At 71.2% G+C, this 24,668-nt stretch carries 19 protein-coding genes; 8 read left to right on the top strand and 11 right to left on the bottom strand.

Going from position 1 to position 24,668, the window contains the following annotated elements:
* Positions 1–14 precede the first annotated feature (14 nt).
* A complete protein-coding gene (locus L3Q67_RS27910; RefSeq protein WP_499184402.1) occupies positions 15–989 on the bottom strand; it encodes a protoheme IX farnesyltransferase in 975 nt (324 codons plus the stop codon).
* A gap of 319 nt (positions 990–1,308) precedes the next feature.
* On the opposite strand from L3Q67_RS27910, the gene tkt reads away from it, so the two are divergent.
* From tkt to L3Q67_RS27875, 7 genes are all read left to right on the top strand, one after another.
* A complete protein-coding gene (gene tkt, locus L3Q67_RS27905; protein ID WP_499184401.1) occupies positions 1,309–3,414 on the top strand; it encodes a transketolase family protein in 2,106 nt (701 codons plus the stop codon).
* Between the two features lie 23 nt (positions 3,415–3,437).
* A complete protein-coding gene (gene tal, locus L3Q67_RS27900) occupies positions 3,438–4,553 on the top strand; it encodes a transaldolase (protein WP_499184400.1) in 1,116 nt (371 codons plus the stop codon).
* Positions 4,554–4,561: 8 nt separating this feature from the next.
* Complete coding sequence (locus tag L3Q67_RS27895; RefSeq protein WP_499184399.1) at positions 4,562–6,187, top strand: phosphoglucose isomerase-related protein; 1,626 nt, start codon at positions 4,562–4,564, stop codon at positions 6,185–6,187.
* The gene (zwf, locus tag L3Q67_RS27890; RefSeq protein ID WP_499184398.1) at positions 6,184–7,707 is read left to right on the top strand and encodes a glucose-6-phosphate dehydrogenase; all 1,524 of its coding nucleotides are present in this window, start codon (positions 6,184–6,186) and stop codon (positions 7,705–7,707) included. Before L3Q67_RS27895 ends, zwf begins: the two co-directional genes overlap by 4 nt.
* A gap of 70 nt (positions 7,708–7,777) precedes the next feature.
* Positions 7,778–9,019, top strand: a complete 1,242-nt coding sequence (gene opcA / locus L3Q67_RS27885; RefSeq protein ID WP_499184397.1) for a glucose-6-phosphate dehydrogenase assembly protein OpcA — start codon at positions 7,778–7,780, stop codon at positions 9,017–9,019.
* Entirely contained in the window at positions 9,016–9,795 is a 780-nt protein-coding gene (gene pgl, locus L3Q67_RS27880; protein ID WP_395898876.1) for a 6-phosphogluconolactonase, read from the top strand. The genes opcA and pgl overlap by 4 nt, the downstream gene beginning before the upstream one ends.
* A 218-nt stretch (positions 9,796–10,013) precedes the next feature.
* Complete coding sequence (locus L3Q67_RS27875) at positions 10,014–11,201, top strand: sensor histidine kinase (RefSeq protein ID WP_499184396.1); 1,188 nt, start codon at positions 10,014–10,016, stop codon at positions 11,199–11,201.
* Positions 11,202–11,269: 68 nt separating this feature from the next.
* Here L3Q67_RS27875 and L3Q67_RS27870 read toward each other — a convergent pair whose 3' ends face one another.
* The 6 genes from L3Q67_RS27870 to L3Q67_RS27845 form a co-directional block, all read right to left on the bottom strand.
* A complete protein-coding gene (locus tag L3Q67_RS27870) occupies positions 11,270–11,614 on the bottom strand; it encodes an RNA polymerase-binding protein RbpA (protein WP_113691219.1) in 345 nt (114 codons plus the stop codon).
* Positions 11,615–11,760: 146 nt separating this feature from the next.
* Positions 11,761–11,991 carry a preprotein translocase subunit SecG gene (secG, locus tag L3Q67_RS27865; RefSeq protein WP_209668086.1) on the bottom strand — a complete coding sequence of 77 codons (231 nt, stop codon included), beginning with the start codon at positions 11,989–11,991 and terminating at the stop codon, positions 11,761–11,763.
* An 83-nt stretch (positions 11,992–12,074) separates the two neighbouring features.
* Positions 12,075–12,860: a triose-phosphate isomerase family protein gene (tpiA, locus tag L3Q67_RS27860; RefSeq protein ID WP_499184395.1), complete on the bottom strand. Its 786-nt coding sequence runs from the start codon at positions 12,858–12,860 to the stop codon at positions 12,075–12,077.
* A 6-nt stretch (positions 12,861–12,866) separates the two neighbouring features.
* Complete coding sequence (locus tag L3Q67_RS27855) at positions 12,867–14,108, bottom strand: phosphoglycerate kinase (protein WP_499184394.1); 1,242 nt, start codon at positions 14,106–14,108, stop codon at positions 12,867–12,869.
* Between the two features lie 3 nt (positions 14,109–14,111).
* On the bottom strand, positions 14,112–15,116 hold the full coding sequence (gap, locus tag L3Q67_RS27850) for a type I glyceraldehyde-3-phosphate dehydrogenase (protein WP_499184393.1): 1,005 nt from the start codon (positions 15,114–15,116) through the stop codon (positions 14,112–14,114).
* 151 nt (positions 15,117–15,267) lie between these two features.
* Entirely contained in the window at positions 15,268–16,479 is a 1,212-nt protein-coding gene (locus tag L3Q67_RS27845) for a winged helix DNA-binding domain-containing protein (RefSeq protein ID WP_499184392.1), read from the bottom strand.
* Positions 16,480–16,548: 69 nt separating this feature from the next.
* Here L3Q67_RS27845 and L3Q67_RS27840 point away from each other — a divergent pair, with 69 nt between their 5' ends.
* Positions 16,549–17,193, top strand: coding sequence for a LysE family translocator (locus L3Q67_RS27840; RefSeq protein ID WP_499184391.1), 645 nt, complete (start codon positions 16,549–16,551; stop codon positions 17,191–17,193).
* Between the two features lies 1 nt (position 17,194).
* Here L3Q67_RS27840 and L3Q67_RS27835 read toward each other — a convergent pair whose 3' ends face one another.
* From L3Q67_RS27835 to L3Q67_RS27820, 4 genes are all read right to left on the bottom strand, one after another.
* Positions 17,195–17,788 carry a GNAT family N-acetyltransferase gene (locus L3Q67_RS27835; RefSeq protein WP_499184390.1) on the bottom strand — a complete coding sequence of 198 codons (594 nt, stop codon included), beginning with the start codon at positions 17,786–17,788 and terminating at the stop codon, positions 17,195–17,197.
* Positions 17,785–19,281 carry an APC family permease gene (locus L3Q67_RS27830; protein WP_499184389.1) on the bottom strand — a complete coding sequence of 499 codons (1,497 nt, stop codon included), beginning with the start codon at positions 19,279–19,281 and terminating at the stop codon, positions 17,785–17,787. Before L3Q67_RS27830 ends, L3Q67_RS27835 begins: the two co-directional genes overlap by 4 nt.
* A 24-nt stretch (positions 19,282–19,305) precedes the next feature.
* Positions 19,306–19,935, bottom strand: a complete 630-nt coding sequence (locus L3Q67_RS27825) for a GOLPH3/VPS74 family protein (RefSeq protein ID WP_499184388.1) — start codon at positions 19,933–19,935, stop codon at positions 19,306–19,308.
* 272 nt (positions 19,936–20,207) lie between these two features.
* Positions 20,208–24,662, bottom strand: a complete 4,455-nt coding sequence (locus L3Q67_RS27820; protein ID WP_499184387.1) for a hypothetical protein — start codon at positions 24,660–24,662, stop codon at positions 20,208–20,210.
* Positions 24,663–24,668: the final 6 nt, after the last annotated feature.

Raw genomic sequence — 24,668 nt, 5'->3', positions numbered from 1 at the left:
AGGGGCTCAGGGGCTCAGAGGAACGGGAGGCCGATGACGGGCAGGCCGATCGCGGAGTCCACGGCGAGCGCGCAGAACACGATCATCAGGTAGGTGTTCGACCGGTGGAACAAGGCCATCGGCTTGGTCTCCACCCCGCGGTTCACCGCGGCGCGCAGCCGGTGCGCGTAGAACAGGAACCACGCACCGGCGAGCGCGGCGAACGAGGCGTAGAGCCAGCTCGTGGCCGGGGCCAGCAGCAGGGTCCAGCCGACCATCACCCACGAGTAGATGACGATCTGCTTGGCCACGTGCTGCGGGGTGGCCACCACCGGCAGCATCGGCACGCCCGCGCGCTCGTAGTCGTCGCGGTACTTCATCGCCAGCGCCCAGGTGTGCGGCGGCGTCCAGAAGAAGATCACGCCGAACATCACGAACGCGGGCCACTGGACCGAACCGGAGACCGCGGCCCAGCCGATCACCACCGGCATGCAGCCCGCGGCTCCGCCCCACACCACGTTCTGCGGCGTCCGCCGCTTGAGGCCCAGTGTGTAGACGAAGATGTAGAACAGGATCGTCGCGATGGCGAGGATCGCCGAAAGCAAGTTCACCGTGAAGAACAACACAGCGAACGAGGCGATCCCCAGCACCAGCCCGAAGATCAGCGCGTTGCGCCGCGGCACCGAGGCCTTCACCAGCGGGCGCCGCTTGGTGCGGTTCATCACCTTGTCGATGTCGGCGTCGATCACGCAGTTCAGCGCGTTCGCGCTGCCCGCGGCCATCGTGCCGCCGACCAGGGTGGCCAGCACCAGCCAGAGGTCGGGGATCTCGCGTCCGGCCAGGAACATCGCCGGGATGGTGGTGACGAGCAGCAGCTCGATCACCCGCGGTTTGGCGAGCGCGGCGTAGGCACCGATGACCCGGCGGGGGCTGCGCCGGCCACCTGGCTCCTCGGGTGCGTCCACGGCGCTGGTTTCACCGCGTCCGTGCGCGGCGTGCACCAACGACATTTCGCTCCCTGCTACTCACAGTCGGTCCGGGGTGGAACGTGGCTCGGACATCGATCTCGCGGTGGGCCCGAAACCACGCCGGGCCTGCGCCCTGACCGATCGTAATCGCCGTCGTGCGCGTATCCACTGTGGGGGTCTTGACACGGTTGGGGCGCACAGCGGCGGGTACGCCTAGGACTAGGCTGGCCCGCGTGGGCGTGGCGCACCCTGCGAGGGGTGGCGAACAGGAATATCGTGCATCCCGGATCGATCAAGGCGCGCCCACCGGCAAGCATCGTTCCCAGCAAGCGAATCACCGAAGACGGGGAGTTCGAGTTCAGTGTCCGAAACCGCCCTCAGCAGCGAGAACAACCCTCTCATCCGGCGGAACTACCCCGCCGACTGGACCGAGCTGGACACCCGCGCGGTGGACACCGCCCGGGTGCTCGCGGCGGACGCCGTGGAGAACTGCGGCAGCGGGCACCCCGGCACGGCGATGAGCCTGGCCCCGGCCGCCTACTCCCTGTTCCAGCGGATCATGCGGCACGACCCGGCCGACCCGGAGTGGCCGGCGCGTGACCGGTTCATCCTCTCCGCCGGGCACTCCAGCCTGACCCTCTACATCCAGCTGTACCTGGCCGGTTACGGCCTGGAGCTGGAGGACCTCAAGCAGCTCCGCCGCTGGGACTCGAAGACCCCCGGCCACCCGGAGTACCGCCACACCCCCGGCGTCGAGACCACCACCGGCCCGCTGGGCCAGGGCCTGGCCAACGGCGTGGGCATGGCGATGGCGGCGCGCCGCGAGCGCGGCCTGCTCGACCCCGAGCCCGCCCCCGGCGAGAGCATCTTCGACCACCACATCTACGTGATCGCCTCCGACGGCGACATCGAAGAGGGCGTGACCTCGGAGGCTTCCTCCATCGCCGGGCGCCAGGAGCTGGGCAACCTCACCGTCATCTACGACGACAACAAGATCTCCATCGAGGACGACACCAACATCGCGCTGTCCGAGGACACCGCGAAGCGCTACGAGGCCTACGGCTGGCACGTGCAGGTGGTCGACGGCGGTGAGGACGTGGTGGCCTTCGAGGCCGCGGTCGAGGCCGCCAAGGCCGAGACCACCCGCCCGTCGTTCATCTTGCTGCGCACGGTGATCGGCTTCCCGGCGCCGAACAAGATGAACACCGGCAAGGCGCACGGCGCCGCGCTGGGCGGCGACGAGGTCGCCGCGGTGAAGAAGATCCTCGGCTTCGACGAGACCAAGGACTTCGACGTCGCCGCCGAGGTGATCGAGCACACCCGCAAGGCCTCCGAGCGCGGCAAGGCCGCCCGCGCCGAGTGGCAGGGCAAGTTCGACGAGTGGGCCGCCGCCAACCCCGAGCGCGCCGCGCTCGCCGCCCGGCTGGCCAAGCGCGAGCTGCCCGCGGGCTGGGCCGACAAGCTGCCGTCGTGGGAGCCCGACGCCAAGGGCATCGCCACCCGCAAGGCCTCCGGTGAGGTGCTGAACTCGCTCGCCGACGCGCTGCCGGAGCTGTGGGGCGGTTCGGCCGACCTGGCCGAGAGCAACAACACCACGATGAAGGGCGCCGACTCGTTCGGTCCCGAGTCCGCCGCCACCGACATGTGGAAGACCAGCCCGTACGGCCGGACGCTGCACTTCGGTGTCCGCGAGCACGCGATGGGCTCGATCCTCAACGGCATCGCGCTGCACGGCGGCACCCGCCCCTACGGCGCGACCTTCCTGATCTTCTCCGACTACATGCGCCCGCCGGTGCGCCTGGCCGCGCTGATGAAGGCGCCGGTCATCTACGTCTGGACGCACGACTCGATCGGCCTCGGCGAGGACGGCCCGACGCACCAGCCGATCGAGCAGCTCTCCGCGCTGCGCGCCATCCCGGGGCTGAACGTGGTCCGCCCGGCCGACGCCAACGAGACCGCCGCGGCGTGGAAGGCCGTGCTGGAGGACGTCCACCACCCCTCCGGCCTGGCGCTGACCCGCCAGAACGTGCCGGTGCTCGAGGGCACCAGCGCCGAGGGCGTGGCCCACGGTGGTTACGTGCTCGCCGAGGCCTCCGGTGCCACCCCGGACGTGGTGCTCATCGCCACCGGTTCCGAGGTGCAGCTCGCCGTCGAGGCGAGGAAGAAGCTCGAGGCCGACGGCGTTTCCACCCGTGTGGTGTCCATGCCGTGCGTCGAGTGGTTCGAGGCGCAGAGCCAGGCCTACCGCGAGTCGGTGATCCCGTCCGGGGTCAAGGCGCGCGTGGCCGTGGAGGCGGGCGTGGCCCAGTCGTGGCACAAGTTCGTCGGGGAGACCGGCGAGATCGTCTCGATCGAGCACTTCGGCGCCTCCGCCGACTTCGCCACCCTGTACCGCGAGTTCGGCATCACCGCCGAAGCCGTGGTCGACGCCGCGCGCCGGTCGCTGGACACCGCCAAGAACTCCTGAATTCCACCGAAGGGGATGAAGTCATGAGCAGCACCGATCGGCTCGCCCGGCTGTCCGAGGCCGGTGTCTCGATCTGGCTCGACGACCTGTCCAGGGAACGACTGGACTCCGGCAACCTGGCCGGCCTGATCCGCGACCAGCACGTCGTGGGGGTCACCACGAACCCGACCATCTTCGCCGGCGCCCTGTCGAAGGGTGAGGCCTACGACAAGCAGGTCCGCGAGCTGGCCGCGCGGGGCGCCGATGTCGACGCCGCCGTGCGTGAACTGACCACCACCGACGTGCGCAACGCCGCGGACCTGTTCCGCGACGTCTACCGCGCCACCGGCGGGGTGGACGGCCGGGTGTCCATCGAGGTGGACCCGCGGGTGGCCAAGGACGCCGACGCCACCGCGGACCAGGCGCAGGACCTGTGGAAGACGGTCGACCGGCCGAACGTCCTGATCAAGATCCCGGCCACCGAGGAGGGCCTGCCCGCGATCACCCGCACGCTCGCCGAGGGCATCAGCGTCAACGTCACGCTGATCTTCTCCGAGGAGCGCTACCGCGCGGTCATCGACGCCTACTTCGCCGGTCTGGAGCAGGCCAAGGCGAACGGGCACGACCTCAAGGGCATCCACTCGGTCGCCTCGTTCTTCGTGTCGCGTGTGGACTCCGAGATCGACAAGCGCCTCGACGCCATCGGCACCGACGAGGCCAAGGCGCTGCGCGGTGAAGCCGCCATCGCCAACGCGCGGATCGCCTACGCCGCCTACGAAGAGCTGTTCGCCTCCGACCGCTGGAAGGCGCTGGCCGCCGACGGCGCGAACGCGCAGCGCCCGCTGTGGGCCTCCACCGGGGTGAAGGACCCGTCCTATTCGGACACCCGGTACGTGGACCAGCTGGTGGTCGCGAACACGGTGAACACCATGCCGGAGAAGACGCTGTTCGCCGCGGGCGACCACGCCGAGATCGACGGCGACAAGGTCACCGGCACCGAAGCCGCGGCACGCGAGGTCTTCACCAAGCTCGAGGGCGTCGGCATCGACATCACCGACGTGTTCCTCACGCTGGAGAACGAAGGCGTGGACAAGTTCGAGAAGTCCTGGGGCGAACTGCTCGAGACGGTCACCGGGCAGCTGGCGAAGGCGAAGGGCTGAGCGAAGGCATGGCAGCGGAAGAGACGGGCGCGGGGGTCACGATCGTCGACCCCGCGCTGCAAGAACAGGCGAAGCCGCTCGCGGACAGCCTGATCGCGGACAAGGCCGCTTCGCGCCTGGCCGCCCAGGACCCCACGCTGTGGGGTGCCGAGGCCGAAGCCGAGGCGGCCGTCCGGCTGTCCTGGACCACCTTGCACAAGTCCTCGCGCCCGCTGATCGGCGAGATCGAGGCGCTGCGCACGGAACTGCGGTCCGAGGGCGTGGACCGCGTGGTGCTGGCCGGGATGGGCGGCTCCTCGCTGGCGCCGGAGGTGATCACCGGGACCGAGGGCGTCGCGCTCACCGTGCTCGACACCACCGACCCCGGGCAGGTCGCCGACGCGCTGGCCGGGGACCTGGAGCGGACCGTGCTGGTGGTCTCGTCGAAGTCGGGCGGCACGGTGGAGACCGACAGCCACCGCCGGATCTTCGCGAAGGCGTTCTCGGACAACGGGATCGAGGCCAGCCGGCGGATCGTCGTGGTCACCGACCCCGGCTCGCCGCTGGCGGAACTGTCCGAGCAGGAGGGTTACCGCAAGGTCTTCCTGGCCGACCCGCACGTCGGCGGCCGGTACTCCGCGCTGACCGCGTTCGGCCTGGTGCCCGCGGGGCTGGCCGGGGCGGACGTGGCGCGGCTGCTGGACCAGGCCGCGGGCGTGGCCGACCAGCTGTCCGCCGACGACGAGTCCAACCCGGCCATCCGGCTGGCGGCGGCGCTCGGAGCCCGGCACGCGCAGAACGCCGAGAAGGTCGTCTTCGCCGACACCGGCTCCGGCATCAAGGGTTTCGGCGACTGGGCCGAGCAGCTGATCGCCGAATCCACCGGCAAGCAGGGCACCGGCCTGCTGCCGGTGGTGGTCGAGTCACCGGAGGCGGCCGGGTTCGCCGACGCCGGGGCCGACGCCACCGCGGTGGCGGTCGGGCAGGCCACGGCACCCGCTCAGCTGGCGGTCACCGGCCAGCTCGGCGCGCAGTTCCTGCTCTGGGAGTTCGCCACCGCGCTGGCCGGGCGGCTGCTCGGGATCAACCCGTTCGACCAGCCCGACGTGGAAGCGGCGAAGAAGGCGGCGCGTGCGCTGCTGGACGAGCCCGCGGGTTCGGGCGGCAGCGCCAAGCCGTCGTTCACCGACGGCGCGATCGAGGGCTACGGCCTGGACGCGGCGAACCTGCCCGAGGCACTGAAGTCCTTTTTGGACTCGGCCACGGCGTCGTCCCCGGCGCGGCCGGGCTACCTGGCCGTGCAGGCCTACCTGGACCGGCTCGACGACGCGTCCACCGCGCTGCTGCGCGCGCAGCTGGCCAAGCGGACCGGGCTGCAGACCACCTTCGGCTGGGGCCCGCGGTTCCTGCACTCGACCGGGCAGTACCACAAGGGCGGCCACCCGAACGGGTTCTTCCTGCAGGTGACCGGGGCCGCGGAAGCCGATCTGGACGTGCCGGACCGGCCCTACACCCTGGCCGGGCTGCAACTGGCGCAGGCGCTCGGCGACGGGCAGGTGCTCGCCCAGCACGGCCGCCCGGTGCTGCGGCTGCACTTCACCGACCGGGCCGCCGGGCTGGCACAGCTGGTGGCCGCGCTGGAGGCGCTGGCGTGAGCTGGACCAACCCGCTGCGGGACCACCGCGACAAGCGGCTGCCGAGGATCGCCGGGCCGTCCAGCCTGGTGATCTTCGGCGTCACCGGTGACCTGTCCCGCAAGAAGCTGATGCCCGCGATCTACGACCTGGCCCACCGCGGGCTGCTGCCCGCCGGCTTCTCGCTGGTCGGTTTCGCCCGCCGCGACTGGGAGCACCAGGACTTCGGCGAGCTGGTGCACGACTCGGTCGCCGAGCACTCCCGCACCCCGTTCCGCGAGTCGGTGTGGAACCGGCTCGCCGAGGGGATCCGGTTCGTGCAGGGCACCTTCGACGACGACGACGCCTTCGACCGGCTCGCGCAGACCGTGCGCGACCTGGACGCCGAGCGCGGGACCGGTGGCAACACCGCGTTCTACCTGTCGATCCCGCCGAGCGCGTTCCCGGTGGTGACCAAGCAGCTGGCCCGCTCCGGGCTGGCCGCCACCGACCAGGACACCTGGCGCCGCGTGGTGATCGAGAAGCCGTTCGGGCACGACCTGCGCAGCGCGCGGGAGCTGAACGCGATCGTCAACGACGTCTTCCCCGAGGAGTCGGTCTTCCGGATCGACCACTACCTCGGCAAGGAGACGGTGCAGAACATCCTGGCGCTGCGCTTCGCGAACCAGCTGTTCGAGCCGATCTGGAACGCCAACTACGTCGACCACGTGCAGATCACCATGGCCGAGGACATCGGCCTCGGCGGGCGCGCGGGGTACTACGACGGCATCGGCGCCGCCCGCGACGTCATCCAGAACCACCTGCTCCAGCTGCTCGCGTTCACCGCGATGGAGGAGCCGGTCTCGTTCGAGCCGAAGGCGCTGCGCGCGGAGAAGGTCAAGGTGCTCGGCGCGACCAAGCCGCTGGCGCCGTTCGACCGGACCACCGCGCGCGGGCAGTACACCGGCGGCTGGCAGGGCGGCAGGAAGGTGCCCGGCCTGCTGCAGGAGGGCGGGTTCTCCAAGGACTCGACCACCGAGACCTACGCCGCGGTGACGCTGGAGGTGCAGAACCGCCGCTGGGCGGGGGTGCCGTTCTACCTGCGCACCGGCAAGCGGCTGGGCCGCCGGGTCACCGAGATCGCGGTGGTGTTCAAGCGGGCGCCGCACCTGCCGTTCGACTCCACCGCCACCGAGGAGCTGGGGCAGAACGCGCTGGTCATCCGGGTGCAACCGGATGAGGGCGTGACGCTGCGGTTCGGCTCGAAGGTGCCGGGGACCACGATGGAGGTCCGCGACGTCACGATGGACTTCGGGTACGGGCACGCCTTCACCGAGTCCTCGCCGGAGGCCTACGAGCGGCTCATCCTGGACGTGCTGCTCGGCGAGCCGTCGCTGTTCCCGGTGAACGAAGAGGTCGAGCTGTCCTGGGACATCCTCGACCCGGTGCTGGCGCACTGGGCCAAGCACGGCAGGCCCGAGGAGTACCCGCCGGGCTCGTGGGGACCAGCTTCGGCTGATGCGATGCTGGCGGCCACCGGACGCAACTGGAGGCGCCCGTGATCGACAATCGCGAAGCACGCCACGGGCACCGACCGGGTGCGGGTGTCCCGCAAAAACACTGGAGGCGCCCGTGATCATCGACCTGCCGTCCACCACCACCTCGCAGCTGAACAAGAAGCTGGTCGAGCTGCGTGAACGCGGTGGCGCCGTGGCGCTGGGCCGGGTGCTGACCCTGGTCATCGCCGCGGACGACGACGAGCACCTGGAAGACGCGATCGACGCGGCCAACGAGGCCAGCCGGGAGCACCCGTCGCGGGTGATCGTGGTGGCCAAGGGCTCGAAGACCGCGGCACCGCGCATCGACGGGCAGATCCGCGTCGGCGGGGACGCCGGGGCGAGCGAGGTGATCGTGCTGCGGCTGTACGGCGCGCTGGCGGCGAACAGCCAGAGCGCGGTGGTGCCGCTGCTGCTGCCCGACGCGCCGATCGTCACCTGGTGGCCGGGGACCGGGCCGCGCAACCCGGCCGAGGACCAGCTCGGTGAGCTGGCCCAGCGCCGGATCACCGACTCGGCCGCGGAGAAGAACCCGATCCGCGCGCTCGGCACGCGCAGCAAGTCCTACACCGACGGGGACACCGACCTGGCCTGGACGCGCCTGACCAACTGGCGGGCCCAGCTGGTCAGCGCGCTGGACCTGCCGCCGTATGAGAAGGTGCTCTCGGCCACGGTCACCGGTGAGGCGGACTCGCCGTCGACCGAGCTGCTGGCGGGCTGGCTGGCCGAGTACCTGAAGGCGCCGGTCAAGCGGGTGAAGTCGAGCAGTGCGCAGGGCATCCTGTCGGTCACGCTGGAGCGGCGCTCCGGGGCGATCGAGCTGACCCGGCCGGACGGCCGGGTGGGCACGCTGACCCAGCCGGGCCAGCCGGCGCGGCGGATCGCGCTGCAGCGGCGGGACAACAAGGACTGCCTGATCGAAGAACTCCGCCGGCTCGACCCGGACGAGATCTACGAAGCAGCCCTGCACGGCCTCGGCAAGATCGCGGCCACCGCGCGCAAGGCTCCCGTCAAGGCAGCGGTCACGGATTCGGCTTCGGCCTCAGCTCCGGCCAAGCGGGCTGCCCAGGACTCGGCCGGGAGTCCGGCCAAGGACTCCGGCAAGGCCCCCGCCCAAGCGGCGACCAAGAACTCGGTCAAGGAGTCGACCAGGAGTTCGAGCAAGGGTTCGGGCAAGGGATCGGCCGGAAACCCGGCCGACGACTCCGGCGAGGAATCCGGTAAGGCTCCGGCCGGGGCATCGGGTAAGGGAACGGGCAAGGTTTCCGGCAGGGGATCGGGCAAGGCCGCGAAGGATCCGGCGAAAGCGAAGGCATGAGCACTTCCGAGGTTGTCGTCTACTCCGATCCGCAGTTGCTCGCGGCGGCCTGCGCGGCCCGGCTGGTCACCCGGCTGGTCGACGTGCAGGCCGCGCGCGGCTCGGCCTCGCTGGTGTTGACCGGCGGGAGCACAGGCATCGCGATCCTGCGCGAGCTGCGGCACTCCCCCGCCAGGGACGCGGTGGACTGGTCGAAGCTCGATCTGTACTGGGGCGACGAGCGGTTCCTGCCCGCGGACGACGACGAGCGCAATGAGAAGCAGGCCCGCGAGGCGCTGCTGGACCACGTGCCGGTCGACCCGGCGCGGGTGCACGCGATGGCGCCGTCCGACGGGGAGTTCGGCGACGACCCGGACGCCGCCGCGGCCGACTACGCCAGGGTGCTGGCCCGCAACACGCGGCCGGAGGACCACCACGACGTGCCGACCTTCGACGTCACGCTGCTCGGCCTCGGCGGCGAGGGCCACACCGCGTCGATCTTCCCGGAGACCCCGGCGGTCTACGAGACCGACCGCTCGGTGATCGCCGTGCGGAACTCGCCCAAGCCGCCGCCGACCCGGATCTCGCTGACCCTGCCCGCGATCCGGCGCTCGTCGGAGGTGTGGCTGGTGACCACCGGTGAGGCGAAGGCCGACGCCGTGGCGCTCGCGCTGGCCGGCGCCGGTGAGGTGCAGTTGCCGGTGGCGGGCGCGCGCGGGCAGCGCCGCACGCTCTGGCTGCTGGACCGCACGGCCGCGGCGAAGACGTCGAACGTCTACCGTCCGCGCATCCTCTGACCCCTCCTCCGCTGTCCGATTATCGGACAGTCAGCGTCATCCCCCGGACGGGTGAGCCCGTGCCGTCAAACGGTACGGGCATACGGCTGAATGGCCGGAAACTTACCGCCAACCGGCAAAACAACGTTAGCGTCCGCTAATTTGTGCCGGTGGACGCGTCCCGATCGGGTGATGGATCCCTCTCAATGGTTAAGTCCACAAGACGAGAGGTCCATGCGATGACCACAGAGGGACTCTCCATACCAGGAATGTCGGTCGGCCGTTCCGGTACGACCGGGCACATCCGTGACGGCAGCATCGCGGACTGGTTCCGGAAACGGGCCGTGCGTGCGCTGTCGATCGACGTCGTGGCGATCGCGCTCGCCGTACTGGACGTCTGGCTCGTCTTTCCCGAAGAGGCCATGACCTATTCGATCTGGCTCTCGGCGCTCTCGTGCGTCGCGCTGGTCGCGCGGCGGTGGCTGCCGTTCGGGGTCGTGCTGGCCACCTTCCCCGGTTACCTCGCGGGCTGGGCCCAGCTGGCGGCGATGATCGCGCTCGGCATGCTGGCCACCCGGCGCGGGTTGAACTGGCAGACCATGGCCGGCTTCGGCATGGTCTGGGCCAGCCGGTTCATCCTCTGGCCGCTGGACGAGTTCGCCGCGCTCAGCTGGCAGGAGCACGTGCTCGACGGGATCTACGGCGTGGTCGTCGCCGGGATGCCGGTGGCGCTGGGCCTGCTGGTCCGGGCCAGGAGCGAACTGTCCGACAAGCTGGCCGAACTGGCCGCGAGCCGGGACCGCGAGCAGCGGCTGCACGCCCAGGCCGTCCGCGCGCAGGAACGCGCCCGGCTCGCCAGGGAAATGCACGATGTGGTCTCCCACGACATCACGCTGATCGCGATGCAGGCCAACGTGCTGTCGATTTCCGCGCCGGGTACCGAGGCGCACCAGGCCGCGGAGAACATCCGGCACCTGAGCAAGCGCACACTGGAAGAACTGCGCACGCTGGTCGGCGTGCTGCGGTCCGGAGTGGACGAGGACGGGCCACAGCCCGGAATCGACGAGTTGCACCAGTTGATCCGGACCTCGGACGTGCCGGTGCAGCTCACCGTGGAGCGCATTCCCGACCAGCTGCCCCGGCAGGTGTCCGCGGCGGCCTACCGGACCGTGCAGGAATGCCTGACCAACGTGCACAAGCACGCCCCGGGTGCGAAGGCGAGGGTGTCCGTGCGCGGTGAGGATGACGGGCTCGGCGTGGAGGTGCTCAACGAACAGCCCTGCGAACCGGCGCGGTCGCTGCCTTCGGGTGGCCACGGGCTGACCGGCCTGGCCGAGCGGGCACGCCTGCTCGGCGGCACCTTCGAAACGGCCCCTACCGACGACGGCGGTTTCCGGGTCCGCGCGGTCTACCCGCTGCCCCACTAGCTCCCGAACGCCAGGAGTGGGGCATTACTCGCATTCGATGGTAGTAATGCCCCACTCAGAGCAGTGGTTCAGATGATCTCGCGCCGCTTGCGCAGCCGGTCGAGCGCTTCGGCGAGGATGGCTTCACCATCCGCGTCGCTGCGGCGCTCCTTCACGTAGGCGAGATGCGTCTTGTACGGCTCCGTCCGCGGCGCGGCGGGCGGGTTCTGCTCGTCCTGCCCACCGGGCAGCCCGCACCGCGGGCAGTCCCACTCCTCGGGAATTTCGGCTTCCAAGGCGAAGGACGGGCGTGCCTCGTGCCCGTTGGCGCACCAGTACGAGATCCGGCGCCGCGGCGCCGACTCCCCCCGTTCGGACTCGCCGGACGGGCCCGCCCCGACCCTGGTACCCCGAATCGCGTTTCCGCCAACCATGAACTCTCACACCCCGGTCTTGTTCCCGGCGCACCCGCACGGTACGCCGTGCCACTTCGTGTCGACTGCACGGAGGACGTCCCCCGAACCCCCGATCACTCTGTTCGGCCGGGCGCGCACCCGGCCGGGTCCACGGCTCGTGCCGCTCAGATCTTCAGCAGCAGGCCCAGGCCGACGATGCTGATCAGCCAGACCGCACCCAGCGCGAGCGTGATCCGGTCGAGGTTCTTCTCGGCCACACTCGATCCCGAAAGGCTGGACTGCATGCCGCCACCGAACAGGGAGGACAGCCCGCCTCCGCGTCCCCGGTGCAGGAGAACGGCGACGACCAGCAGCACACTGGAAGCGATCAACACCACTTGCAGGAACAGTTTCATTTCATCCTCTGTGTTCGGTGAAAACGCGCGATCAGCGCGGGCCGACGAGCACCGTGACCCACATTACCCGGTGACCGCCCGGATCAGGGCAGCGGCCCGCCAGCCGCCAGCGCGCAGAGCTTGGTGAATTCGTCGGCGTCCAAGCTCGCTCCGCCGACCAGCGCACCGTCGATGTTCTCGCACTTGACCAGGTCGCCGATATTGCCCGATTTGACCGAACCGCCGTAGAGCACGCGCACGTCGCCGGCGATTTCCGCGCCGTACTTCTCGGCCAGCGTGGTCCGCAGTGCGGCGCAGACCTCCTCCGCGTCGGCCGGGGTGGCGACGCGGCCGGTGCCGATGGCCCAGACCGGTTCGTAGGCGACGACCACGTTCTTCACCTGCTCGGCCTTGAGCCCCTTCAGGCCCGCGACGAGCTGGTTCGTGGTGTGTTCGATCTGCCCGCCCGCTTCGCGCACCTCGAGCGGCTCACCGACGCACAGGATCGGGGAAAGCGCGTGCTTGAGCGCGGCACGCACCTTCTTGTTCACCAGTTCGTCGCTCTCGGCGTGGTACTCGCGGCGCTCGGAATGCCCGATGGTCACGTAGGTGCACCCGAGCTTGGCGAGCATCGGCCCCGAGATGTCCCCGGTGTAGGCACCGGAGTCGTTCGGCGACAGGTCCTGCGCCCCGTAGGTGAGCGGGAGCTTGTCGCCGTCGGTGAGCGTCTGCACGCTGCGGATGTCGGTGAACGGCGGCAGCACCGCCACGTCCACCTTGGCGTAGTACTTCTCCGGGAGCGAGAAGGCGATCTTCTGCACCAGCGCGATGGCCTCGAGGTGGTTGAGGTTCATCTTCCAGTTGCCGGCGATGAGAACTTTGCGTGCCACTGTTGCCTACTCCCCCAGAACCGAAACGCCGGGCAGGTCCTTGCCCTCGAGGTATTCCAGCGACGCGCCGCCGCCGGTCGAGATGTGCGAGAAACCGTCCTCCGGCAGGCCGAGCTGGCGCACCGCCGCCGCGGAGTCACCACCGCCGACCACGCTGAAGGCGTCGCTGCCGGCGATCGCCTCGGCGACCGCCCTGGTCCCACCGGAGAAGGCCTCGAACTCGAACACGCCCATCGGGCCGTTCCAGAACACCGTCGCCGCGTCGGCCAGCTTGCCCGCGAACAGCTCACGCGTCTTCGGGCCGATGTCGAGGCCCTGGCGGTCGGCCGGGATCGCGGTGGCCTCGACCACCTCGTACGGCGCGTCGGCGGCGAACCCGGTCGCGGCCAGCACGTCGACCGGGAGCACCAGTTCGACGCCGCGCTTTTCGGCCTCGGCGAGGAAGCCGCTGACCTGGTCGAGCTGGTCGGCCTGGAGCAGCGAGCCGCCCACCTCGTAGCCCTGGGCCTTGAGGAAGGTGTAAGCCATGCCGCCGCCGATGAGCAGCCGGTCGACCTTGGTCAGCAGGTTGGCGATCACGCCCAGCTTGTCCGAGACCTTGGCGCCGCCGAGCACGACGGCGTAGGGCCGGGCGGGCTCCTCGGTGAGCTTGCGCAGCACCTCGAGCTCGGCCAGCACGAGGCCGCCGGTGTAGGCCGGGAGCACGCCCGCGATGTCGAACACCGAGGCCTGCTTGCGGTGCACCACGCCGAAGCCGTCGGAGACGAACGCGCCCCCGCGCCCGCCGGCGCCGGAGGCACCAGCACTGTCGCCCGTCAGTGCGGCCAGCTCGCGGGCCAGATCGGCCCGCTCGTCCTCGACCTTGCTGGTCTCGCGCGGGTCGAACCGCACGTTCTCCAGCAGGGCCACCTGGCCGTCGGCCAGCGCGCCGGCGACCGACTTGGCGCTGTCGCCGACCACGTCGGCGGCCAGGGTCACGTCCGCGCCGAGCAGTTCGCCGAGGCGCGCCGAAACCGGCGCGAGGGAGAACTTGGGGTCCGGCTCGCCCTTGGGGCGGCCGAGGTGCGCCGCCACGATCACGCGCGCACCGGCCGCGGCCAGGCGCTGGATCGTCGGCAGCGCGGCCCGGACCCGCCCGTCGTCGGTGATCCGGTCGCCGTCGAGGGGGACGTTGAGGTCGGCGCGCACCAGCACGCGCCGACCCGCGACACCCTCGCTGATCAGGTCATCGAGAGTTTTGACGGCCATGGCTCAGGAGAGCTTGCCGCCGACGAGCTTGACCAGGTCCACGAGGCGGCTGGAGTAGCCCCACTCGTTGTCGTACCAGCCGTAGACCTTGACCTGGTTGCCGAGGACCTTGGTGATCGGCGCGTCGTAGATGCACGAGGCCGGGTCGTTGACGATGTCGCTGGAGACGATCGGGTCCTCGCTGTAGCGCAGGATGCCCTTGAGCGGGCCGTCCGCGGCGGCCTTGTACGCGGCGTTGATCTCCTCGAGCGAGGCCTTCTTGGTCAGGTCGACGGTGAGGTCGGTGATCGAGCCGGTGGGCACGGGCACGCGCAGCGAGTAGCCGTCCAGCTTGCCGTTCAGCTCCGGCAGCACCAGGCCGATGGCCTTGGCCGCACCGGTGGAGGTCGGCACGATGTTCAGCGCGGCGGCGCGGGCGCGGCGCGGGTCCTTGTGCGGCCCGTCCTGCAGGTTCTGGTCCTGGGTGTAGGCGTGGATGGTGGTCATCAGGCCCTGCTCGATGCCGAAGGCGTCGTGCAGCACCTTGGCCAGCGGGGCCAGGCAGTTGGTGGTGCAGGACGCGTTCGAGATGATCGTCTGCGAGCCGTCGTAGAGGTGGTCGTTCACGCCGAGCACCACGGTCAGGTCCTCGCCCTTGGCCGGGGCCGAGATGATGACCTTCTTCGCGCCACCGGCGACGTGCGCCTTGGCCGCGTCGGCGTTGGTGAAGAAGCCGGTGGACTCCACGACCACGTCCACGCCCAGGTCGCCCCAGGGCAGGTTGGCCGGGTCGCGCTCGGCGAGCGCCTTGATGGTCTTGCCGCCGACGACCAGGCCCTCGTCGCTGACGCTGACCTCGTCGGGGTAGCGCCCGAGGACGCTGTCGTACTTCAGCAGGTGGGCCATGGTGGCGACATCGCCGAGGTCGTTGAACGCGACCACCTCGATGTCGTGGCCGCCGGCCTGCACGGCGCGGAAGAAGTTGCGGCCGATCCGACCGAAGCCGTTCACACCTACGCGAACCGTCACTGCTGCCACTCCTCTGAAGGTTCGGCCGGGCCCGGCCCGGCCAGACTGGGGACTCGGGGCAACCCTAGCGTGCTGGCCTGGGCGTTCCCGCATGCCCCAGCGAGACTTCCACTACACCGGGCCCGGGGTCAAGAATCGATCAAGTCATCGATCAAGATGATCCGCTCAGCTCGCGTTCCAGCGGCGTCCGGAAGCGCGGGATGACGCGGATCTCCCCGAGCCACTCCCCCATCCGGGCGGCCGCCGCGCCGATCTTCCCGGTGGCCTCCGCACCGACGTCAGCCAAACAGCGGAACGCGATCCCACCGTCCGGGCGCTGGGCCCAGCCGCCGGCGATGCGGCCGTCGCACCAGATCGTCGGCCCGATGTTGCCGCTGCGGTCGAACAACGCGTCCCGGTGCGGACCAGGCGAACCCAAGTACCACTTCCGCGCGGCCCAGCCCATCGGCGTCGGGTCGAGCGCGGGCAGCAGCGCGACCCACGGCTCCGGTTCCGGTTCCGGTTCGAGGTCGCCGGGCAGCAGCAGGCCCGTGCCGCCGCCTTCGAGGTCCACCTCGGCCGGGCCGATCGCGGCCAGCGCCTTCTTGGTCTGCGCGGCCGTCCAGCCCGTCCACCAGCGAAGATCCTCGATCGGCGCCGGGCCGTAGGCGTGCAGCCAGCGTCGTGCCAGTTCGACACGGGCGGTTCCGGCCTCGATCCGGGGCAGGCCGCCCGGCAGCCACGCGTCCATCGGCGACCACCGGTACTGCGTGGACAACCAGGTGCCGCGCGGGCGGCCGCGCACGATCCGGCCCTGCGCCGCGAGCAGGAACAACACGCGGCTGGTCACATTGCCGATCGCTTCGTACGGCTTGCCCGGCGCCATCCGCAGTCGCTGTCGCAGGCCCGGCACGTCCGCGGCGAGTTCCTGGCCGAGCGCCTCACCGCGGGCCAGCAGCGCCTCGACGGTCGCCTCCTCGACCTCGGCCAGCCACCCGGCCGCCTCCGGCACGCTCTCCGGGTGCCCGTTCTCGGTGAGGTGCTTTATCAGGTGGGTGCGCTGCTTTCCGGCGATGTCGTCGGCACAGGCCGCCTGGACCACGGGTGCGACCTCGCGCGGCACGACGAACATGGTCCGCCGCATGCCGAGCAGCCGGACGAGCGTGCGGTCGTCGTAGAGCGCCCGCTCCGTCTCGGGCACTGTGGGCGCTGCGGGCGCTGTGGGTGCTGTGGCCCGGGCCGCGACCGAGAGGTGCACGGTCGCCGGGTCCGTGGCGTGGAGCGCGACCACGGCCTCCGCCGCCTCCTCCGGGGTGGCGCCGGGGGTGGCGAGGAGGTGGCGCCGGGCGAGCCGGGCCCGGCGCTGGTCGTCGGTCACGCGCATGCGGGATTCCTACCACCGGCCACCGACAATTCGGGTGCCCGTCGCGGTGGCCGCGGGTTAACCTCCGGCATGGTCTCCGCCGGTCACTTCGCCGCCTTCGCCGCGCTCACCTTCCTGATGGTCATCGTGCCGGGGCCGAGCGTGCTGTTCACCATCAGCCGGGCGCTCACCGCCGGCCGCCGCGACGCGCTGCTCACCGTCGCCGGGAACGCCGCCGGCGTGTATCTGCAGGTGGTCGGGGTCGCCTTCGGGCTCGGCGCGCTCGTCGAGGGTTCGGCCGCGGTGTTCACCGCGATCAAGTTCGCCGGTGCCGCCTACCTGGTCTACCTGGGGGTGCAGGCGTTCCGGCACCGCGGGTCGCTGGCGGCGGCCTTCGACAGCGGGGTGCCGGAGACGCGCGCCCCGGTGTGGCGGGTGGTCCGCGACGGCCTGGTGGTCGGGTTCGCGAACCCGAAGTCGATCGTGTTCCTGGCCGCGGTGCTGCCGCAGTTCGTCGACCAGGGCGCCGGTTCGGTGCCCGCGCAGATGCTGGTGCTGGGCATCCTGCTGCCGGTGACCGCGCTGCTGTGCGACTCGGCCTGGGCGTTCGTCGCCGGGACGGCGCGCTCGTGGTTCGCCGGTTCACCGCGGCGCCTGTCCCTGATCGGCGGTACCGGCGGCCTGGTGATGATCGGCCTGGGCACCAGCCTCGCCGTCAGCGGCCGCAAGGACTGACTCAGGCCGGGTCCCGCCACATCGGGTACATCGGCGGGCCGTCCGGAAGGTGGAACTCCTCGCCGCGGAAGTGGTAGCCCTCCCGTTCGTACAGGGCGGCGGCTCGCAGGCTGCTCGCCTCCAGGTAGGCGGCCGTGCCCGCGTCGTCCAGGTCCCGGTGGTGGTGCCGCAGCAGCGTCGTGCCGAGGCCCTGGCCCTGCGCGTCCGGGTGCACGGCCAGGAACACCAGGTGGTGGTGCGGGTCGTGCGGGTGGCTGACTTCGAAGGCGTCGTCCAGTGCGCGGAACCGGTCGGTGTACGGGCCGCACGCCGCCAGCAGCCGGGCGTCGTAGTCCGGCGGGGGCGGCAGTTCGACGCCCGCCTCCTGCGGCAGCCACACCGCCGCCGCGTGGTCGCCGAGCAGGTCGACGTGCCCGTGCGCCAGCACGTGATCGACCAGGATGTGGAAGTTCCCGGCCAGCGTCGCCCGGCGGGGATGGGGGTCGGGGACCAGCCACTTCGACACGTCCAGCGGTTCGAACGCGGTGGCGATCAGGCCGGCGACCCGCCCGGCTTCGGCGGCGAGGGCGCGGCGGATCGCGGTCGTCCCGGTCACAGGTGGGTCCCCCGGTAGTCCTCCGGCCCGGCCAGTGCCTTGTTCTTCGCGCCGAGGCCGATCGCGGAGTACACCTGCGGCCGCCGGATGCGCAGCACCAGCGCCCACAGCACGCCCGCGAGCCCGACGAGCCCGTGGATCACCGGCACCAGCCACGGCAGCGGCGACTCCGGCGGCACGCCCAGCAGCGTCCCGAAGTTCACCAACACCAGCACGAGCACCACCAGCACGGCCAGCGAGGCGAGGGCGGGGGCGATCAGCCGACGCCACAGGTTCTCCCCCGACGGCTGCCGCGCGAAGAACAGCACCACCGAAAACGAGGTCGCCACGATCAGCACGAGGACGCCGAGGCCGCCGGAGTTGCCGCCCCAGAAGAACAGGTGCACCAGCGGATCCCAGCCGGCCAGCGCGAACAGGCCGATCACCGCCAGCCCGACCCCGCTCTGGATCATCGACCCGGCCACCGGCGAACCGGTGCGCGGCGAGGTCCGGCCCAGCGCGGCGGGCAGCACGCCCTCGCGGCCGAGCGCGAAGGTGTAGCGCGCGATGGTGTTGTGGAAGGAGATCATCGCGGCGAGGATGCTGGTCACGAACAACACCCGGCCCGCGGTGGCCATGCCGTGCCCGAGTTGCGAATCGGCCAGCGAGAACAGCAGTTCCGAGCTCTGGGCCTGTGACTCCCCGACGATGCGATCCGGCCCGGTGGCCACGCTCATCGCCCACGACGCGAACGCGTAGAGCCCGCCGATCGCGGCGAGCGAAACGTAGGTCGCCACGGCGACCGTGCGCTGCGGGTTCCGGACCTCCTCGCTGAACACCACCGAGGACTCGAACCCGACGAACCCCAGCACCGCGAGCGCCAGGATCGCGCCGGCGCCCGGGCCGAACAGCTCGGCGGGCGCCAGCGTGGCGAAGCTGACCTCTCCGCCCGCGGGGTTGGCCACATTGGACACGCTGTACACCGCGATCACCGCCACCTCGGCGGCCAGCAGCACGGCCAGCACCTTGCCGTTGACGTCCACGTGCTGCAGCCCGAGCGCGGCGACGAGCACCCACGCGGCCAGCGCGAACACCCACCACGGCAGGTCCGTGCCGAACCACTCGCGGAACAGCGGCGCGGCCGCCGCGCCCGCCGCGCCGTAGAGCCCGACCTGCAGCAGGTTGTAGGACAGCAGCGCGATCCACGCCGCGCCGACGCCGAACGGCTTGCCCAGCCCGCGGCTGATGAAGCCGTAGAACGCCCCGGCGATCGCCACGTGCCGGGCCATCGCCACGTACCCCACCGAGAACAGCGCCAGCACCAAGGCGATGAACACGAACGCGACCGGGATGCCGATCAGTCCGGTGGTGGCGTACCCGGTGGTGACCACGCCGGCGACCACGGTCAGCGGGGTGGCCGCGCTGATCACGAAGAAGACCACGGCCGAAGCGCCGAGCCGGTCCGAAGCCAGTGCCTGGGAGACGGGACTGGGCCTGGCTGGTCGATCGTTCATCGTCGCTCTCCTGGGGGTGGGGACCTACATGCGGTGGTGGAGCACGGCGTCGCCGACGGCCGTTTCGGTTTCCAGCACGAGCACCCGCAACGGCGCGGGGAGTTCGATGACGAGCCGCTCGAGGTACTGCCGGGCGTCCGGTGTGGCGGTGTAGAACACGTACCGGTCGAGCCCGGTGGCGATGACCAGCCCGGAGAGCACGACGTCGAGGGTGTCGACCGGGTCCAGCCGCGCGATCGGGCCGGACAGGCGGGCGGCGGGCCAGGCCGCGGCGTTGATGTCGACCGGTTCGTAGCTGCCGGGCCGCCACGGCAGGCGGGACTTGACCACGCGCAGCTGACCGCTGCCCAGCAGCCGCCGCGCCACCGATTCGTAGGCGGTGCGGCCGAGGTAGTGCAGCCAGTCGCGGACCACGCGCGACTCCGGTTCGGCGACCATGTCCTTCAGCGCCGGGCCCAGCACTTCACAGCGCGGCAGGCGCGGGTCGAGCACCCGCACCCGCCCGTGTTCGACGGTGACGCGCCCGGCCAGCAGCAGTTCGGCGAGCACCGCCCCGGCCAGGCCGAACCCGGCGTCCCGTTCGTTGAGCCGCCGTTTCCCGGTGCGATCGTCGTGCGCGAGGAAGAACAGATCATCGGCCAGCGGAGCGGTCACCGTTCCGGCCCCGCACCGGCGACCGCGGCTCCGGTGGCCCCAGTGGCTTCGGTGGGATCGCTGGCTTCGGTGGGATCGCTGGCGTCCCTTTCGTTGCTCGCGGCGCGTTCGGCTGCGGCCGGAATCACTGCTGGTGTTCTCCCCGTATCAGGCGTTCCGCGCTTGGGCCGCGAAACCGAGCCGGACGGTAGCGCCGCAGCCGGTTCACCGGCAAGGGCGCGCCCTGATCTTGACCCGTTTGCCTGACGACTTCAGCAGGTTCGGCAATCCTTTCAGCCACCGCGGACGAACATGCGTGCCGCGGAAAGGCGCGCTGTGCCATCCGGCTCACCGAGTTCGTCCACTTCGCGGCGGATCGTGGCGTCCACCGAAAGGTACTTGCGGCCCGCGCGCAGATCCGCGTCATTGCGCAAGCGCACGATGAGCGGGAATTCGCTCAGCGCGCCCGCGTCGAACAACCCGGTGGTGTAGATGAGCTGCACACCGAGCGCGCCGGCCACCGCCCGCTGCAGTTCCAGCAGATATCCGGCCGACGCCCGGCCGATCGGATTGTCCAGGAACAGCACCCCGGAATGGCGGTTGCGCAGGCGGCCGCGATTGTTCGCCCGCAGCGCGGCCAGCGTGCAGTAGAGGATGATCGCCGCGGTCAGCTGCTGCCCGCCGGAGAACACGTCCCTGATCTCGGACACGCGCTGCCGTTCGGTGCGCAGCACCGAGTCCGGCTTGAGCATGTCCACCCGGAACCCCTTGGGCACCGCGGCCCGCACCGCGCGCAGCAGCAGGGACATGCCGTCCCGCTTGACGTCGCGGCCGTCGCTGGTCTTGCCGGCGGCGGCCTCGTCGACCACTTCGCCGAGGCGTTCGGCGAGGTGGTTGTCCTCCAGTTCGGTGAACCGGATGCGCAGGAACTCCTGGCCGGACCAGTCGCCGAGGCCGTCGGGCAGCCGGGAAACGCGCTGCGCGGACCGCAGCGTGCGCAGCGCGCCGTCGACCATGCCCTGCAGGCGGGCGACGATGCCGGAGCGGTGGCGGTCGATCTGCGCGAGGTCGTCGGTGAGCGTGCGCAGGCGGGGCCGCAGCGCTTCGGCCCATTCCGCGGCGTGCCCCGGCAGGCTGTCCCGTTTGACGGAAATGACCTGCTGGCGCACCGGGGTGCCGAGCTTTTCGAACCGTTTCTCGGTGGCGTACTGGGCCAGCGCGTCTGCCTGTTCCCGGACGCGTTTCTCGGCGTGCTCGACCGCTGCCCCGGCACCGGTCCAGGTCGAATTGAGGGCTTGGTGCCTGGCGCGCGCGGACTCGAGGTCGCCGTCGTAAATCCGGGCCGGTTCCCCGCCGGGAACGAGGTTCGCCAGCGATTCGGCGAGCAGGCCGAAACCGGCGGAGGAATTCTTCGCCGATTCGAAGGTTTCGGCCGCGTCGGCGCGCTGCCGGGTGAGGTCTTCCCATTTGCGCGCGGCGGCGGAAACTTCCGCACTCGCCGCGTCGATGAGTTCCCGGCCGTGGTCGACGTCGCGGGGGCGGTCGCCGGATTCGGCCGCGCCGGTCTGCCGCGGCAATTGCTCGAGTTCGGCCTTCCTGGTGGCGACCTCGGCGATCACCTCGGCGCGTTCTTCTTCGAGCGCGGCGACCGCACGACCGGCCCGTGCCTGTGCGGCGGCGCGAGCGGAAGCGTCGGAGCCGTCCGGGGTCTCCAGCAGCTCGGCGGCGCGGGCCCGCACCGCGTCCTCCAGTGCCTCCACCGCGGCGTGGGCGTTCGCCTCGGCGCTCTCGGCCTGCTCGAGCTCGGCGCGCAGGTCGCTGCCGACTTCGACCTTGGCGTAGGCCTCGGCGGCGGAGGCGAAGGCCCGGCGCAGCGCGTCGACCGGCTCCGCCGGTGCGGGATCCGTTTCACTCACCGAGCCGGCACCCGGCACCTCGGCGAGTTCGGAGCGCGCGCCGGAGGCGGTGCGCCGGTGACCATCGGCCGTGCGCTGTTCCTCACCGGCCTGTTCGCGCAGTTTCGCCGCCCTGGCCCCGGATTCTTTGGCCTGCGCCTCCGCCCGCTCGACGATCTCGCGCGCGTGCTCGGCTTCTTCGGTCCACTGCGGGATCTTCGCCGACCGGACCGCCAGCGCGTCCAGCCGCCGGGCGCGGTCCTCGGCCGCGGCGAGTGCCGAACGCAACGCCGGAACGCGTTCACGCAGGGAGACCCGCTTGGCGGTCAGGCGTTCCAGTTCGGCGTTCGCCGCCACCAGCGCCTTCTCCGCGTTGTCGCGGGCGGTGATCGCCGACTGCGCCCGTTCGGCCAGGTTCGCCATGGCGCCCGGCGGGTAGTCCTCGCGCCAGGTGGCCAGTTTCCACGACAGCGCCCCGTCGGCGGTGATCGATTCGTCCAAAGCGGACAGTCGGCGCAGCCGGGTGGCGTGGCGTTCGGCGACCGCCCGGCGTTCGGCGTCGGCCGCGTCTTCGTCGTACATGGCCGGATTGGGCGGGACGAGAAAGTCCCAGCAGTCGGCGCCGCCCGGCTGTTCACCGTCCTTTCCGGACGATTCCGCGAGGGCGGCCGTGGTGCCGACCGCGATCATCGCACTGGGCAGCAGCTTCAGCCCGGTGAGCACTTCGCGCGCCCGGTCCACCTGCGAGGCCTCGTTGAGCAGCACCCCGGAAACCAGTTGCGGGGCGCGGGAAAGCGCCGCCGAGCGCTTCTTCGCGTCCAGTTTGGACAGATAACGCCAGCCGGACCACGCGGTGATCCCGGCGGACTCCAGCGCGTCGAGCGCGGCCTGCACCTCTTCCGGCGGCGGCAGCAGGCCACCCGAACCCAGTGCGGCGAGGATGCGCTCGTCGGCGGATTCAGCCATGCGCAAGGAAGTCTGTTCGCGTTCGGCCGTCGCCCGCGCCTCCCGCAGGCGGTCGGTCAGCGCCGGGACGTCGGTCTCCAGCTGCACGTCCTCGGTGCCGAGCAGTTCGACGAAGCGCGGCTCGGCGGCCAGGCTGTCGGTGCGGCGGGTGGCGCGTTCCAGCTCCTCGGCCGCGCGTTCGTGCCGATCGCGAGCGGAACCGGCGGCCTGGTGCGCTTCGTTCGCGGCGGCTTGCGCGGCCCCGAGTTCCTCGGCGACCGCCTCCAGTTCCGCTTCCCGGTTGGCCAGCTCCGAAGCCGCCGTTTCGGCTGCCGCACGGGCGATCCGCGTGCTTTCGGCGACCTCGGCGGCATCGGTCAGGAGTCCGTCGCGGACCGCGTCGGCGATCTCCGTCCGCACCTCGGCGATGCGCCCGGCGAGCCCGTCGGCCTCCGCGCGCCTGGTCGCCGCGGTGGCGGTGGCTTCGTCCCGGCCCTGTTGCGCGCGCTCGGCCTCGGCCAGGAGCGCCTTCGCCGCCTTGTCGGCCGCCTCCGCCTGCCCCTGCGCGTCCTTGGCCAGCGCCAGCAGACCGCGGGCGAACGCCGTCGCGGCGGCGTTCTTCGCCTCCAGCGCGGGCTGCGCCTTCTGCTCGCGGCTGCCGACCAGCTCCCGGATGTCGCGTGCCTTGCGTGAGGCGTTGAGGTGCGCCAGCACCGTGGTGGTCTCACGCCACGCCTCGGCCTCGACCTTGGCCTCGGTGTAGGACTCGTCGAGCCGCTCGCGGGTCTCGGTGGCCTCTTCCAGCCGCATCCCGGCGACCACGCGCCGCAGCTCGGTCACCGTGGCGGTGAGCCTGCGGTGGTCCCCTTCGGCGAGTTTCTCGGCGGTCTTGAGTTCGTCGACGTGGGCTTCGAGCACCTCCAGCCGGTCGCTCTCCACCTTCTCGCGCGCGGCGATCATCCCGGCGAGTTCGGCCAGCTCGGCTCGCGCGGTGGCCGCGAGCTTGCGGGAGGCGGCGGCCAGCGACTCCTCGTCGGCCAGCGGCCCCAGCAGTTCCAGCGCGCCTGCGACGAAATCCCGCTCGGCCATCAGGTCGCCGCGCTGGGCCAGGTTCTCCGCGTAGGTGGCCAGCACCTCGGCGAGTTCCTTGGGCTCGTCCTCGGACAGCACGGCCTTGAGCAGGAACTCGGCGAACGCCTCGTCGGTGCCGAAGGTGAAGGCGTCGGCGGCCTCGCCCTCGCCCGCGTTCATCGCGCGCTGGTAGCGGAACAGCTCGGTGTCCAGGCCGAGTTGGTCGAGCTTGCCGGTCCAGTCGCTGTGCCGCCGCGTCGAGTACAGCTCCAGCTCCGGGGTGTCGGCGTGTGCCTTCGCCAGCCGGTCGTGGAAGCCGGACAGGGTGAGCAGCCTGCCGTCCTCGGTCAGCGGCAGCGAGTCCAGGCCGAGCGAGGTGGCCGGGCGGAAGCAGTACCAGGAGTCGATCAGGCTCGCCGGATCGGAGGAAACCACGTGCCCGCGCCACTCCGAGGCCTTCCCGGTGATCACCCGCTCGCCGGTCTCGGTGTGCTGCCACTCCAGCACCACGTGCGCGACGTCCTTGCCCGCCACGAACTTCTCCAGCACGCGGGTGCTGGTGGTGCCGACCACCTGCCGCCGTCCCGGCAGCATCACCGAGAAGATCAGCTTGATCAGCACCGACTTGCCGCCGCCGTTCTCCAGGAACAGCACGCTGGCCGGCGAAGGCCGCCGCACCGGGCCGGTCTCGGCCGAGTGGATACCCGCGGCGAACAGGGCGTCCTGGCGCGGGGTGGTCACCGGTTCGCCGACGCCGCTGAAGTCGAGCACGACGTCCTGGTAGCGGGCACCGGCCGGGCCGACCGAATGCAGGCGCACACGCGAAAGCTCATACATGGCAGT

Source organism: Saccharothrix sp. AJ9571 (assembly GCF_021725495.1).
In the GTDB taxonomy this organism is placed as follows: domain Bacteria; phylum Actinomycetota; class Actinomycetes; order Mycobacteriales; family Pseudonocardiaceae; genus Amycolatopsis; species Amycolatopsis magusensis.
The sequence above is the reverse complement of the archived record's forward strand: the minus strand, read 5'-3'. Positions and strand labels throughout refer to the sequence as shown.

Bases quoted from the DNA above. Each gene is read 5' to 3' on its own strand.
- L3Q67_RS27895 (WP_499184399.1), top strand. From the start codon at position 4,562: ATGGCAGCGGAAGAGACGGGCGCGGGGGTCACGATCGTCGACCCCGCG.
- L3Q67_RS27820 (WP_499184387.1), bottom strand. From the start codon at position 24,662: ATGTATGAGCTTTCGCGTGTGCGCCTGCATTCGGTCGGCCCGGCCGGT.
- L3Q67_RS27910 (WP_499184402.1), bottom strand. From the start codon at position 989: ATGTCGTTGGTGCACGCCGCGCACGGACGCGGTGAAACCAGCGCCGTG.
- L3Q67_RS27870 (WP_113691219.1), bottom strand. From the start codon at position 11,614: ATGGTTGGCGGAAACGCGATTCGGGGTACCAGGGTCGGGGCGGGCCCG.
- pgl (WP_395898876.1), top strand. From the start codon at position 9,016: ATGAGCACTTCCGAGGTTGTCGTCTACTCCGATCCGCAGTTGCTCGCG.
- L3Q67_RS27855 (WP_499184394.1), bottom strand. From the start codon at position 14,108: ATGGCCGTCAAAACTCTCGATGACCTGATCAGCGAGGGTGTCGCGGGT.
- L3Q67_RS27845 (WP_499184392.1), bottom strand. From the start codon at position 16,479: ATGCGCGTGACCGACGACCAGCGCCGGGCCCGGCTCGCCCGGCGCCAC.
- L3Q67_RS27830 (WP_499184389.1), bottom strand. From the start codon at position 19,281: ATGAACGATCGACCAGCCAGGCCCAGTCCCGTCTCCCAGGCACTGGCT.
- L3Q67_RS27840 (WP_499184391.1), top strand. From the start codon at position 16,549: ATGGTCTCCGCCGGTCACTTCGCCGCCTTCGCCGCGCTCACCTTCCTG.
- tal (WP_499184400.1), top strand. From the start codon at position 3,438: ATGAGCAGCACCGATCGGCTCGCCCGGCTGTCCGAGGCCGGTGTCTCG.
- L3Q67_RS27875 (WP_499184396.1), top strand. From the start codon at position 10,014: ATGACCACAGAGGGACTCTCCATACCAGGAATGTCGGTCGGCCGTTCC.
- secG (WP_209668086.1), bottom strand. From the start codon at position 11,991: ATGAAACTGTTCCTGCAAGTGGTGTTGATCGCTTCCAGTGTGCTGCTG.